The organism is Crossiella sp. CA-258035 (assembly GCF_030064675.1).
In the GTDB taxonomy this organism is placed as follows: Bacteria; Actinomycetota; Actinomycetes; order Mycobacteriales; family Pseudonocardiaceae; genus Crossiella.
Map to the genome: position 1 here is coordinate 6,074,726 of NZ_CP116413.1, position 13,484 is coordinate 6,088,209.

Sequence of the window (13,484 nt, forward strand, 5' to 3'; positions counted from 1 at the left end):
GTTGTCAGTGGGCGCAGCAGGACGGGGCAGGGCGGGGCATGCGGCGGCGCAGGGTCTTCGCCACGTGGCAGGCGTCCCAGCCGACTCCGCCCAGGGCCGCCGAGTACAGGGCGCGCTGGCCGAGCAGGCCGACGTAGGCCAGGCCCGGGTGGGTGGTGGACAGGCCGTGGCGGTGGCGGGGGTTGCCCGCGCGGTCCAGCGCGCCGAGGGGGCGGAGGTGTTCCAGGTTGGGGCGGTAGCCGGTGGCCAGGATGACGGTGTCCACCTGCTCCGCGCGGCCGTCGGGCCAGTGCAGGCTGGTGGCGGTGGCGCGGGTGAACATGGGGCGGGAGTCGGGTTTGCCCCGGCGCAGCGCGGCGCGGAACCCGCCGATGTTGTCCAGCACCTGCTGGCCGACGAGCAGGCCGGAGCGGACCAAGACCGCGCCCAGCGGTAGCCCGCCCAGGTGCTTCATGAACGTCCAGAACGCCTGCATGTCCTTGCTCTCGGTGATCTTCACCGGACGGCGGCTGACCAGGCTGACCCTGGCGACCTCGGCCAGTTCGACCGCGATCTGCACGCCGGAGTTGCCCGCGCCGACCACGACCACCCGCTGACCGGCGAACTCCGCGGAGGTCCGGTACTCGCTGGCGTGCAGCACCCGGCCGGTGAACTCGCCGAGGCCGAGGTCAGGGCGGTGCGGCGTGCTGAAGTTGCCGGTGGCCGAGACCACCACCGGGGCGTGCCAGGTCTCGCCGGCCGCGGTGCTGACCACGAAGCCGTCGCGGTCGCAGACCACCGAGGTGACGCGCTGGCCGGGGTGGATCTCGCAGTCCAGGCCCTCGGCGTAGCGGCGCAGGTAGTCGATCACCTGGTCGCGGCTGGGGTAGTGGCCGGGGTCGCCGGGGAAGGGCAGGCCGGGCAGGGCGTTCAGCCGCGCCGGGCTGAACAGGACCAGGCTGTCGTAGTACATCGGCCAGGAGCCGACCGGTTCCGGACCGGCCTCCAGCAGCACCGGCTGGAAGCCGTGGGTGCGCAGCGCGCAGGCGGCGGCCAGGCCGGACTGGCCGCCGCCGATGACAATCGCCCGGTCGGGGTGCCGCGCGCGCTGGGTGGTGATCATCATGCCGCGAACCGTACAGCCTACGGTTCGCGAGGGGCAATTGATTTGCGCACGCGGGAGGGGGACGGGGCCGGACGCGCGGCGGTGCGAGGCGGGCAGGCAGGGCGTGAGGCGGGCGAGGCGCAGCCCGGAACAGCCTGAGCCCGGAGCGGTTGGCGCTCCGGGCTCAGGTGAAGTGGCTGGCAGTGCGGTTACAGCGAGGCGATCAGGCGTTCCACCCGCTCGTCCACCGCGCGGAACGGGTCCTTGCACAGCACCGTGCGCTGGGCCTGGTCGTTCAGCTTCAGGTGCACCCAGTCCACGGTGAAGTCCCGGCCCGCGGCCTGGGCCGCGGCGATGAAGTCACCGCGCAGCTTGGCCCTGGTGGACTGGGGTGGCGTGTCCTTGGCGGCCTCGATCTCGCCGTCGTCGGTGACCCGGTGCACCAGGTCCTTGCGCTGCAGCAGGTCGAAGATGCCCCGGCCGCGGCGGATGTCGTGGTAGGCCAGGTCCAGCTGGGCGATGCGCGGGCTGGACAGTTCCAGGTTGTGCTTGCTCTGGTAGCGCTCCAGCAGCCGGTGCTTGATCGCCCAGTCGATCTCGCGGTCGATCCGGCCGAAGTCCTGGGCCTCCACCGCGTCCAGGGTGCGGCCCCAGAGCTCGATCACCCGGTTCGCGGTGGGGTCGGGCTGGCGCTGGGCCACGTGCTCGACCGCGCGCTGGTAGTACTCCCGCTGAATGTCCAGCGCCGATGCCTCACGCCCGCCCGCGAGCCGAACCTGCCTGCGACCGGTGAGGTCGTGGCTGATCTCGCGGATGGCCCTTATCGGGTTGTCCAGGGTGAAGTCGCGGAACTGCACGCCGGCCTCGATCATCTCCAGCACCAGGTTCGCGCTGCCCACCTTGAGCAGCGTGGTCACCTCGGACATGTTCGAGTCGCCGACGATCACGTGCAGCCTGCGGTAGCGCTCGGCGTCGGCGTGCGGCTCGTCGCGGGTGTTGATGATCGGCCGGGACCGGGTGGTCGCGCTGGAGACGCCCTCCCAGATGTGCTCGGCGCGCTGGGACAGGCAGAACACCGCGCCGCGCGGGGTCTGCAGCACCTTGCCCGCGCCGCAGATCAGCTGTCTGGTGACCAGGAACGGCAGCAGCACATCGGCGATGCGGGAGAACTCCCCCGCCCGCGCGACCAGGTAGTTCTCGTGGCAGCCGTAGGAGTTGCCTGCCGAGTCGGTGTTGTTCTTGAACAGGAAGATGTCGCCGCCGATGCCCTCGTCGGCCAGCCTGCGCTCGGCGTCGACGAGCAGGTCCTCCAGGATCCGCTCGCCCGCCTTGTCATGGGTCACCAGCTGGGTGAGGTCGTCGCACTCCGCGGTGGCGTACTCCGGGTGCGAGCCGACGTCCAGGTAGAGCCGCGAGCCGTTGCGCAGGAACACGTTGGACGACCGGCCCCAGGACACCACGCGACGGAACAAGTACCGCGCCACCTCGTCAGGGGACAGGCGTCGCTGTCCGTGGAAGGTGCAGGTCACCCCGAATTCGGTTTCGATGCCGAAGATCCGCCGCTGCATGTGTCCACAGTAGGCGCTAGCGGCGCGTCTGACCGGACTCCATCCGGGCGCCAGTTAGCGTGTTGTTGTGTTCGAGTGGTTTCGCAGGGTGTTCGAAGATGTCGACAGCACGGATCGTGACCTCGTTCGGCGTAGCGCCGACCTGCCACGATCCGCCGCTGACCCGACGCTCAAGGTGATCACCACCGCCGCCAACCACAGTCTGCTGTGGTTCGCGGTGGCGGCGGTGCTCGCGTCCAAGAAGGGCCGGACCCGGCGGGCCGCGTTCCGGGGGGTGGTGGCGATCGCGGGGGCCAGCGCGAGCGCGAACCTGATCGCCAAGCCGCTGTTCCCCCGGCGCAGACCCGCGGCCGAGCTGGTGCCGCCGTACCGGCGCATCCCCGACCCGCCCACCTCCTCCTCCTTCCCGTCCGGGCACGCCGCCTCGGCCGCCGCCTTCGCCACCGCGGTCGTCATGGAGGCCCCGGCAGCCGCCGTGGTGGTCATCCCGCTGGCGGCCACGGTCGCCTACTCCCGGGTGCACACCGGCGTGCACTGGCCCAGCGACGTGGCCGCAGGCGCGGTGCTGGGCGCGAGCATCGGCCTGGCCACCCGGCACTGGTGGCCGTTGCGCCGGGAGTCCCCCTCCGAGACCAGGCACCGGACCGAGGCCGCCGCGCTGCCCGAGGGCGAGGGCCTGCTGGTGGTGGTCAACCCGAACTCCGGTGACGACTCGTTCAACCAGAGCGAGGAGGTCGCCCGCAACTGGCCCAAGGCCGCCGTGGTCGAGCCCAGCGAGCGCGAGGACCTGCTCGAGCAGCTGCGCCGTACCCTGGATTCGGCGGACCAACCCATCCGCGCGCTGGGGGTGGCCGGCGGTGACGGCACGGTCGCCGCGGTCGCCTCGATCGCCGCCGAGCGCGGCCTGCCGCTGGCCGTGCTGCCCGCCGGCACGCTCAACCACTTCGCCAGGGACGTGGGTGCGGAGGACGCGGGCAGCGTGGTGCGCGCGGTGGACACCGGCTCCGCGGTGGCGGTGGACCTCAGCTCGGTGATGGTGGACCAGCGGCCGCGCCGCTGGTTCGTCAACACCGCCAGCCTGGGCGGCTACCCCGACATGGTGCGGCTGCGGGAAAAGTGGCAGGGTCGCTGGGGCAAGTGGCCGGCCGCGGCGGCCGCGCTGGTCCGGGTGCTGCACGCCTCCCGCCCGCTGAAGGTCCGCATCGACGGCGAGACCAGGCAGGTGTGGCTGCTGTTCGTCGGCAACGGCTCCTACGAGCCCAAGGGCTTCGCCCCGACCAGCCGTCCCCGCCTGGACGACGGCCTGCTGGACGTGCGCTACGTGCGCGCGGACATGCGCTGGTCCCGCACCCGGTTCGTGCTGGCCGCGCTGACCGGGGCGCTGCACCGCAGCCGCACCTACTGCCAGCAGGACCGGGCCGAGGTGCACGTGGAGGTGCTGGGCAACAAGGTCGCCATCGCCACCGACGGCGAGGTGGGACCGGAAGGGCGCCACTTCCGGTTCACCTCACACGTGGCCGCGCTGGGCGTCTACCGCGAGACCGACGGCTCAGCCGAGCTGTGACCAGGTGTGGTCGCTGCCGGTGAACCGCTTCACCGGGGCGCCGTTGGCGGAGAAGAAGTAGGACCGGCTCGGCGCGTCGCCGAACCCGCCGACGACCAAGCCGTCCATGTTCCAGTTGTCCGGGCCCTCGGGCCAGGAGGGGTGGGAGACCAGCCGGATCTTCATGCCGGTCACGTCGCAGGAGTTCGCCGTCCAGTTCGGGTCGGCGAAGGCCACGCTGCGGTGGTGGGTGGAGTTGCCGCCGAAGCCGCCCCAGACCGACTGGAGCGGGACGTCGCCGTGCCGGGTGGTCACCCAGACCAACAGCTCGGAGTTGCCGCGCAGGTCATCGCCGCCGGTGCGGAACTCCAGGTTGAACGCGCGCAGGTTGACGCACGGGCCGATCGGTCCGGCGGCGGCTGCCGGGGCGGTGGCGGCGAGGGCGCCGAGGGTGAGCGCGCCTGCGGTGAGCGCGGTCGCCAGGCGGCGGGATGTGCTGGTCATGCGGTGGTCCTTCCTGGTCGTGGAACCCGTGGGTCCGGGTTCCACGACCAGGTTTAGCGGGGCTGGAGTTGACCAGGAAGGTGGCTTTGACCAGCCCGGACAATCCTGGTCAACTCGCGCGGGCGGCGCCCCTGAGGAAGAACGTGACGACGCTGTCGATGTACTCGGCGCGGTCGCCGCGCGAGGGTGGTTGTTCGATGCCCAGGAGCAGTCTTTCCCGGGGGTCGAACAGGATCATGCCGCTGAACATGCGGGCCGCCTCGTGTGGGTCCCGGCATGCCAGGAGTCCGCGCGTGGCGGCGTCGCTGAGGATGGTGGCGACGGCGTTGTCGAAGTGGCTGATGCCCTCGTCGTAGACCAGCCGCCCCAGTTCGGGGAACCGGCCGGATTCGGCGAAGGTCAGGCGTTGCATCTTCAGGCCCTCGGCACTGGTGAGAACGTCGTAGAGCAGGGTGCCGGCTTGGATTAGCGCCTCTTTCAGATCGCGGCCGGTCACGGGTGCGGCGGCGGCTTGGCGCAGGGGCTCGACAATGCGCTGACGGAGGGAGTTGACCAGTTCGAGGAACAGGGCTTCCTTGTTCTCGAAGTGGCGGTACAGCGTTTCCAGGGAGCAGCCGGCTTCCTTGGCGATGGCTCGGATCGAGGTGCCCGCGTAACCGCTGTCGAGCAGCACGGTCAGGGCCGCGGCCGCGATCTGTTCTCGGCGGACGGGGCCTCGGCGTTGCCGTTCCCGGGCTGTCATCAGGCCAGCTTAACGATCGGCCGACTCAGGCCACGGCGTCGGTGAGGTCTTCGTCGAGTTCGCGGACACCGTTGCGCGAAGCCCGCACCGCCTGGAATCCGTCGCGCCGGAGCAGGTGTTCGTAGTCGCCGATCGCCTGCTGCCAGGTCCGGCCGCCGGTGTGCACGGAGTGAATCGCCTCGGCGAGCCGGCGGGCGTCCTGGAGCGCGGAGTTGGCGCCCGACGCCCTGGTGGGCAGCATCGCGTGGATGGCGTCGCCGAGCAGGGTGACCCGGCTCGGTGACCAGGCCGGGACCTCGCGGGCGGTGCCCATGGCCAGGCCGAAGAACTGGTCCGGAAATGCCTGGTCGAGCAGGATGCGGAACACCGGGTGCGCGGTCGCGGTGACGGTCCTGAGGTGGTCGGACAGGCTCGCGGAGGACCGGCGGGTGAAGTCATGGGCTAGGTCGCCGAGCTGGTGGCGGCGCAACAACAGTCCCCACATGACGTAGTCGTGCTGGTCGCCGGGATCAAAACCGGGGAGGAGCCGTTTCGCGGCGGCGGCGGGTTGTTCGCCGAAACGGACCGCGCCGATGATCGCCTGCACCTCGCCGATCGCGGTCAGGGTGAAACTGCCCTCGATCCGGTCCATCAGGCCGGTCGCGATCAGCTCGGGCGTGATCGGTGTCTTCGCCTGCAACAGTCGCAGTTCGCTGTCCTCGACCGTGGCCCCGGGCAGCCGCAGTTTGCGCACCGCGGAGCCGATTCCGTCCGCCCCGACAAGAAGGTCCGCTTCGGTCACCGTGCCGTCGGCGAACTGGACGGTGACTCCTGCCGCGTGCTCGGTGTAGCCGGTCACTGTGGAACCGAACCGGATCGTGCCGGGCACGCCGTGGGCGAGCAGGCGTCGCACGATCCGGCGGCTCGCCGACGCGCCCGGTCGAATCGCGTCCGGCCTTCCTTCCCTGCCGGTGGACTCCCGCCGTTTCACGATTTCGAGGTCGGTTTGGCCGAGGATCGTGACGTACTCGTCGGGCTGTCCCAGGGTCGCGTCCAGGAACTCGTTCTCGGGGGCGGTGAGGCAGGCGTGCAATGCGCCGAGTCCGCGTTCGTCGAGGTGGATTCGCGCGCCCTGTGGCCGTTGTTCCAGTGCCTCGTCACGTTCGTGGACGGATACCTCGATATTGGCGAGGAGCAGGAATCGGGCCAGGGCGAGACCACCGAGTCCCGCGCCGACGATGACGACACGCATGCGAACTCCAGTTCTGGGAAGGTCGATGGTCGCGAGCTAACCAGAACGATCGATTCGGATCAAGGGAGGAGCCGAGGGGTCAGCCCGGGAAGTCGATCTCGCGGAGCTCGGTGCGGCCGGTGATGCCGAGCTTGCGGTAGGCCGCGCTGAGGTGGCCTTCGACGGTGCGGCAGGTGAGGCTGAGCTGGTCGGCGATCTGCTGGTTGGTGTGGCCTGAAGCGGCCAGCTCGGCGACGCGGTGTTCGCCGGGGGTCAAGCCGCCCGAGCCGTGGTTGCCGCGTCGGCGGGGGCGGCTCTGCAGGGTGGTCAGCTGGGTGTGCGCGGCGGTGACCAGGCCGGTGGCGCCGCAGGTCTCGGCCAGGTTGCGGGCTTCGGCGCTGTTCTGCCTGCCCAGCCTGGTCTGCGCGCTGACGTGCTGGGCCGCACCCAGGTCGAGCAGGGTCCGGGCCAGCTCCAGCGGGGCGTTGGCCTGGCGGAGCGCGCTGACGGCGTGGTGCAGCAGCTCCAGGCCCTGCGCGCCGCCGGTGACCAGGCCGAGGGCGCGCAGGGCCAGGCCCCTGGTGCGCGGGGTGTCCCAGTGGTTCGCGGCGGTCATGGCCTGCTCGGCGAGTTCCCTGGCCGCGGCGCGGTCGCCGAGGGCCAGGTGGGCGCGGGTGGCCCAGCCGCGCCAGTCGCAGATCGCCGGGTTGCGGCTGCCGATCACGGCCTGGCGGCGGGCGCAGTCGAGCAGGTCGGCCAGCGCGTCCTCGATCCGGCCCTCGGCGAAGAGCGCCCGGCCCCTGGCGTAGCGGTAGTGCGCGTACTGCAGCGACTCCTCCAGGCTGGGGCTGCCCGCCATCTCGGCCAGCACGGTCAGCGCCTCGGCCGGGCAGCCCAGCTCGACCAGGGCTTCGGCGCGCACCGCGGTGGCGATGATCCGCGGGAAGCCGTCCGCGCCAGGCGGGATCAGGTCGGCGGCCTGGCTGGCGGCGGCGACCGCGGCGGCCGGGGCGCCCTCGGCCAGGGCCACGCCTGCCTGACAGGACAGCATCATGCCGGTCTCGAAGGTGGAGCCGCGCTGCTGGGCGTGGCTGAGGGTGGCGGCGCAGGCGGCCGCGGCGCGCTGGTGGTCCCCGGCCCACAGCAGCACCCAGACCGGTCCGGTGGTGACCCGCTGGCCGAGCAGGGACAGTCCGTGGTCCAGGCTGCGCGCGGCCAGGTCCGCGGCGCGGGCGGCGGACCCGCCGGAGACGGCCACGGCGAAGGCCAGTGCGCCCAGCAGCGACCGCTCCCCCGCGCTGCCGCCGGTCAGGCCCTCGGCGAGCGCGGCCAGCCCGGCGCGGGCCTGGGCGGCGGTGCGTTCGTAGAGCATGGACCACACCAGCGCGCGGGCCCGCAGCAGCAGCGCCGCCTCCCGGTCGGCCGGGGTGAGCCGGTTCGCCATCCGCTCCAGCAGCGCCACCGCCTCCTCCACCCTGGCCTCGCGGACCAGGCTGTGCGCGAGGGTCTGGGTGATCTCGCCGAGCCGGAGCAGGCCGGTGTGGTCCCCGGCGTCCAGGGCGTCCATCGCCTGGGTCAGGTGCCGCACCGCGGCGGCCGGGCGGGTGAACGCCTCGCACTCCCCCAGCTCCACCAGCAGGTCCACCCGCTCGTCCGGTTCGGGCGGCTCCTCCAGCGCGCGCCGCAGGTAGCCGGCGGCCACATCGGGCGCGCCCCGGTGCGCCGCCTGTTTGGCCGCGGCGCGCAGCCCGCGCACCACCAGCGCGTCCCCGGCCGGGGCGAGCTGGACCAGGTGCGCGGCGACCTGTTCGGCCTCGGCTCCGGTCGCGGTGAGCAGCTCGGCGGCTCCGTGGTGCAGGGCGGTCCTGCGCTCGCGGGGCAGGCCGCCGTAGACGGCCTCGCGCAGGCCGGGATGCGCCCAGCGCACCCGGGTCCGGTCCAGCAGCAGGCCGATCTCGGCGAGCTGTCCCGCGCAGGTCAGGCCCTGGTCAGCGGTGAGCCCGGCCAGCTCGGCGGGCAGGGCGACCGGCACGTCCTCGCCGAGCACGGCGGCGGCGTCGGCGAAGCGGCGCACCGTGGCGGGCAGGCCGGTCATCCAGTCCAGCAGCGCCTTGCCGAAGAGCTGACCGGTGTAGCGGTCCAGCACCGCGGCCGAGCCGGCGGGTTCGCCGCCGCCGAGCTCCAGTGCCCGGCGCAGCAGGCGCACCAGCAGCGGGTTGCCGCCGGTGATCTCGTGGCAGGCCCGGCTCAGCCGTGGGTCCAGCGGCGCGGGCAGGACCGCGGCGACCAGGCTGGCCACGCTGGACTCCGACAGCCTGCCCGGTCGCAGCACCACCCCGTCGGCCAGACCGGGCTGCGCCGAGGGCCTGCGCAGCAACAGCCGCAGCAGCGGCAGGTGCGGGGCGGCCGTGCCGAGCTGGGCGAGCCAGCGCAGCGAGGGTTCGTCGGCGGCGTGCAGGTCGTCGACCACGAGCACGGTGACCCGGTCGTGGCGGCACAGGTTCGCGGTGACGGCGCACAGCCCGGAGACCACGGCCAGCGGGTCGGCGGGCGCGGCGGCGGCCTCCAGCAGCACCGGTCGCGCCGCGGCGGCCGGACCGGCGAACAGCGCGGCCAGCTCGTCAGCGTCGGCCTCGGCGAGCACCGGTTCGAGGAGCTGGCGCACCACCCCGAAGGCGAACTCGCGTTCCAGCTCGTCGCAGCGGGCGCGCAGCACCAGCGGACGGTCCGGCCGCCGCCGGTCCAGGAACTCCCGCACCAGGCTGGTCTTGCCGATCCCGGCAGGGCCTTCCACCACCACCTGCCGGGACGAACCCGAGGCACACGTCTGGAACTCCTGGGCCAGCGCGGCGAGCTCGACGTCCCGATCGAGCAGGCCTGCGGACCGCGGAACAGGTGCAGCCGTCACAACCCGAACACTCCAGCACCGCTAAGCCCCAGACCAATCCCCCGAACGAGACTAGACGGTTTCGAGTTGGCCGCGGGGCGCGGGTGCGGGCTAGCTGTTCACCGAGCCGAACGGCAGTGCGTAACGGACCGGGTTGGCCGGTGAGCTGCGCGCGTCGACCGGCACCGCGGCCCGCCGGTCCACCACCCGGCGGAGCTGTTCGGTGATGGCGGCCTGCTGGCCGGGAACGTGCTCGGCCAGCAGCAGGGTGCGCGGGCGCGGTGCCTCGGCGGGCAGTTCGGCGAGGACCTCGAACCGCACACCCGGCGGGAAGACCACGCGGTAGCGGTCGGTGTCCTCCTCGGCGAGCACGCCGGTGCGGCGGGCGGTGCGGGACCAGATGACCAGCTCGGCGTCGCCGGGCAGGTGCATCGCGGGGCTGGCGAAGGCGTTGCGGAAGGCGGGTTCGGCGTGCACCGAGCCGACCGGGAGGTCCGCGGCGGACAGGGTCGCACCGGTCAGCGCCGCGCCACGGTAGGCGGGCAGGCGACGCAGGCCGGAGACCACGCAGGCGATGAACGGGCGCACCGGGGCGAAGCGGCCGGCGCGCAGGGAGTCGTCGGTGGTGGTGGTCTCGGCGCCGAGGTAGACCAGCAGGGCGACCAGGTCGGCGACGACGACTTCCGGCGGGTCGCCCGCGCCGCAGCGGAGGCCGGGGAGGCCGGCGAGCAGGCGAGTGACCCGGCCGGCGATGCGGTCGTAGTCGGGCCCGAGGCTGCGGCGGAGCCAGTCGCGTTCGGCTGGGGTGCTGTGGTGGGTTGGGGGATGGGGGCGGGGGCTGGCGGGGGTTCGGGGGCGGGGAGGGGGCGGGGACGACGGCGGGCGGGGCGGGCTGGGTGGCGAGGGCGGGCTGGGCGGCGGAGGTGGCGACGGCGGCGGGCTCGGCGGGCGCGGGCTCGGCGGCGGCGGGCTGGGCGGCGGGGGTTCGGGCTGGCTCCGGGGCGGGCGCGGCGACGGTGGGGGCGGCCTCGGCGGAGGCGGGTTCGGCGACGGTTGGAGCGGGGGCGGGAGCTGGCTGCGGCGGGTGGACCGGCTCGGGGGTGGGTGCGGCAGCGGTCGGGACGGGCGCGGCGGCGGGGGTCGGGGGCGCGGGTGCGGGCTGCGCCCGGCGGACGGGCTCGGCGGCGGGCGCGGGCTCGGCGGGGTGGGTCTGCGGGGCGGGCGGGGGTTCGGGGGCGGGTTCCGGTGTCCGGACGACGATCGGGATGTGGGCGGGCGCGGGCTGCGGGGCCGGTGCGGCGGGTTCGTCGGCCGACAGGGCTTCCAGCACTGACTGGCGGCGGGGCGGAGCGGCCGGGGGGCGGTCGTCGGTGCGGCCCGCGTCCAGTGGCACCAGGCGGAGGGCCTGGCGGGTCAGCGGGTCCAGGCGGGCGACCAGGGTGGCGGCGGCTTCGGCGAGTTCGGGTGGGAGGGGGGTTCTGGGGGTGCCGATGGTGACCCTGGCCCATTCGGCGTCCCACGGGACGGCGCGGACCTCGTTGCCGTTGGCGGGTTCGGCCGGGGGGCGGATCCACAGGCCGGACTGGACGATCTCGACCACCGCGCCGGGGGTGAGGCGGTAGGTGCCGGGGGTGGCTTCGGGCAGGCCGGGGGCTGGTGGGCGGCAGCCGCGGAGGGCAGGGACGGGGAGGTCGCCGCTGGTGCGCGGACGATAGGTGAGGGTGGTGGCGAAGGGGCGCCAGGTCTTGGTGAGCGGGTCGGTCCACAGGGTGACCTCGGCGCCGGTGCGGTCGGCGACCAGTTGGCCGACGGGGGTGCCGCCGTCCTGGATGGGGCCGTGCTGGGCCAGGCGGATCTGGGCGCGGACCGGGGCGGGGAGCTCTGCGAGCAGGCGGCAGATGGCTTCGGTGCCCAGTGCTGGTTCGCCGGGGGCGCCCAGGATCAAGGTTGGCGTGGGCTGGGTGGGGACGGTGTAGACCGGGGCGGCGCCGGGGGCGGCGGGGCCCAGGGCTCGGCCCGCGTGCAACCAGAGGCCGGCGGGGATGGGTTCGGCGAGGACGCCGTCGCCTGCGGGCCAGGGCTCGATCGGGGTGCCGGTTTCCCAGGCGGGGGTGGGATAGCGGAGCTCGACCGGGTCGGGGAACCAGGACGGGCGGAAGCGCCACCAGCGGCCGCCCGCGACGAACAGGCCGCCGGGGACGGGGAGGAGTTCGCCGTCGGGGGCCAGGACTTCGGTGTGCAGGGTTTCCGCGAGGGCGCGGGCGGGGGCTTCCGCGCCGCCCGCGCCCGCCCGGGAGCAGAACAGGCGCAGGCGGCCTGCTTCGCGGAGGAGTTCGGGGAGCTGGGGCCACGCCTGGGCGTCGGGCAGGTCGAGCACCACGGGGGTGTGCGCGGGGTCGGCCGGCAGGCCCGCGACCAGGTGGGCCAGGGCGCGGGCGGGTTCGGTGGGGCCGGTGGGGGCGGCGACCACCAGCACCGGGCCGAGCCGGTGCGCGGTGGGGGACTTGCCTCGGGTGCCGATCATCATCGTGGGACCGCCAGTTCGGTGCGGGCCGCCGCCGGGTCGAGCGCCGGTCCGGTGGGCAGGAAGGACAACAGGCCGGTCGGCACCGGCACCGGGGTCGCGCCGCCGTAACCGAGCAGCGCGGCGACCTCGGCGGAGGGCACCGGGTACTTGACGCCCAGGTCAGTGAGCACGAACCGGGTGCCGGAGGACACGCCCGGCGCGGGCTGGGCCTCGATCAGCGCGCCGGAGCCGGGCGGCACCCGGACCAGGTCGGCGATCCTCGGGTCGGCCTTGGGGGTGGCGCGGCTGAGGTCGAGCTGGCCGCGGGGCACGGTGACCAGCCGGGCGGTCGGGCCCGCGCGGTCCATGGTCAGGCGCAGGCACAGGGTGCGGCCGTCCGCGCCGAGGTCGCCGACGGCCTGCGGCGGGGTGCCCGGCAGGTTCGGCGCGGCTCCGGTGGCCGAGCGCTTGGCCTGGGCCGCGCCCGCCGCGGAGATGACGATCGGCTGCACCGGGCGGCCCTGGTAGGCCTGTGCGGTGGCCGGATCGCCTTGCACCAGCGCGAGTTCGGTGCGGGACAACGGGGCAAGGCCGTCGTTGCGCATCAGGAAGTAGTCCTCCGCGCCCGCGGCGTTGCGGGTCTGGAAGATCTGGCCGACCACGGTCGGGCGTCCGTCCACAGTGGACCCGGTGGCGCCGCGGCCGGGCACCTGGGGCGAGGTGAGGGCGGGGCCGGGCTCGATCGCGTTGAGCCAGGCCGGATCCACCGGCAGCGGGCGCACGCTGGCGTAGCCGAGCGCGGCCAGCACCGCCTCGCCGCCGATGCGCAGCCGCCGGTCCCGCCACACCAGGTGCAGTTCGCCGTTGACGTCGCGGACCAGCACGGCCTGCTCGTCCGGGACCTGGGTGGTGGGCCAGGCGGTGTCCAGGCCGAGGGCGACGGCGGGCCTGCTGGTCTCGTCCGGGTTGGCGGCGAAGGCCGCGCACACCAACCACGGCGCGGTGCTGAGCCTGGCGGGGTCGGGCAGCACCTCGGGGGCGTCGGGAATGCCGATCGGCCTGCCGTGCGGCACCTCGCGCAGCGAGTTCGCCGACACCGAGCGGACCTTGGCCTTCTCCCCCGCGGCCAGCAGCGCGGAGGCGTAGTTGGCCACCGGGCGCAGGGTGCCGTCCAGGTAGAGGAACCGGCTGCCGGTCTCCTCGGCCACGATGATCGCGCCCGGCTGCTGCCAGCTGGTGTTGCCGCCGCGCACGACGAGTCCGTAGACGAAGTAGCCCAGCAGCAGTGCCACGCCCAGGCCCGCGCCGATGAGGGTGCCGGTACCGGCGCGGCGCAGCGGGGTGTCCTGCTGGTCGGGTTCGCCGCGCACCAGGGCGGTCACCAGCCTGCCGGTGACGAACTGGTGTGCCTGCAACTGGTCTCGCTTGTTCTGCACGGGG

At 73.9% G+C, this 13,484-nt stretch carries 9 protein-coding genes; 1 reads left to right on the forward strand and 8 read right to left on the reverse strand.

Going from position 1 to position 13,484, the window contains the following annotated elements:
* Positions 1-4: 4 nt before the first annotated feature.
* Together N8J89_RS27375 and pafA are read right to left on the reverse strand one after the other, a co-directional pair.
* Complete coding sequence (locus tag N8J89_RS27375; RefSeq protein WP_283659882.1) at positions 5-1,105, reverse strand: flavin-containing monooxygenase; 1,101 nt, start codon at positions 1,103-1,105, stop codon at positions 5-7.
* A gap of 188 nt (positions 1,106-1,293) precedes the next feature.
* Entirely contained in the window at positions 1,294-2,652 is a 1,359-nt protein-coding gene (gene pafA / locus N8J89_RS27380; RefSeq protein ID WP_283659883.1) for a Pup--protein ligase, read from the reverse strand.
* Between the two features lie 67 nt (positions 2,653-2,719).
* On the opposite strand from pafA, the gene N8J89_RS27385 reads away from it, so the two are divergent.
* Entirely contained in the window at positions 2,720-4,216 is a 1,497-nt protein-coding gene (locus N8J89_RS27385; protein ID WP_502868337.1) for a bifunctional phosphatase PAP2/diacylglycerol kinase family protein, read from the forward strand.
* Here N8J89_RS27385 and N8J89_RS27390 read toward each other — a convergent pair.
* The 6 genes from N8J89_RS27390 to eccB all read right to left on the reverse strand — a co-directional run bounded on the left by N8J89_RS27390 (position 4,202) and on the right by eccB (position 13,480).
* Complete coding sequence (locus N8J89_RS27390) at positions 4,202-4,699, reverse strand: hypothetical protein (protein WP_283659884.1); 498 nt, start codon at positions 4,697-4,699, stop codon at positions 4,202-4,204. The two genes, N8J89_RS27385 and N8J89_RS27390, sit on opposite strands and share 15 nt — an antisense overlap.
* A 109-nt stretch (positions 4,700-4,808) precedes the next feature.
* A complete protein-coding gene (locus N8J89_RS27395) occupies positions 4,809-5,441 on the reverse strand; it encodes a TetR/AcrR family transcriptional regulator (RefSeq protein ID WP_283659885.1) in 633 nt (210 codons plus the stop codon).
* 25 nt (positions 5,442-5,466) lie between these two features.
* Positions 5,467-6,672, reverse strand: a complete 1,206-nt coding sequence (locus tag N8J89_RS27400) for an FAD-dependent oxidoreductase (RefSeq protein WP_283659886.1) — start codon at positions 6,670-6,672, stop codon at positions 5,467-5,469.
* 79 nt (positions 6,673-6,751) lie between these two features.
* Positions 6,752-9,559 carry an ATP-binding protein gene (locus tag N8J89_RS27405; protein WP_283659887.1) on the reverse strand — a complete coding sequence of 936 codons (2,808 nt, stop codon included), beginning with the start codon at positions 9,557-9,559 and terminating at the stop codon, positions 6,752-6,754.
* 90 nt (positions 9,560-9,649) lie between these two features.
* Positions 9,650-10,126 (reverse strand): hypothetical protein, encoded by a 477-nt coding sequence (locus N8J89_RS27410; protein ID WP_283659888.1) that lies wholly within the window; start codon positions 10,124-10,126, stop codon positions 9,650-9,652.
* Between the two features lie 1,935 nt (positions 10,127-12,061).
* Positions 12,062-13,480, reverse strand: a complete 1,419-nt coding sequence (gene eccB, locus N8J89_RS27415) for a type VII secretion protein EccB (protein WP_283659889.1) — start codon at positions 13,478-13,480, stop codon at positions 12,062-12,064.
* Positions 13,481-13,484 lie beyond the last annotated feature (4 nt).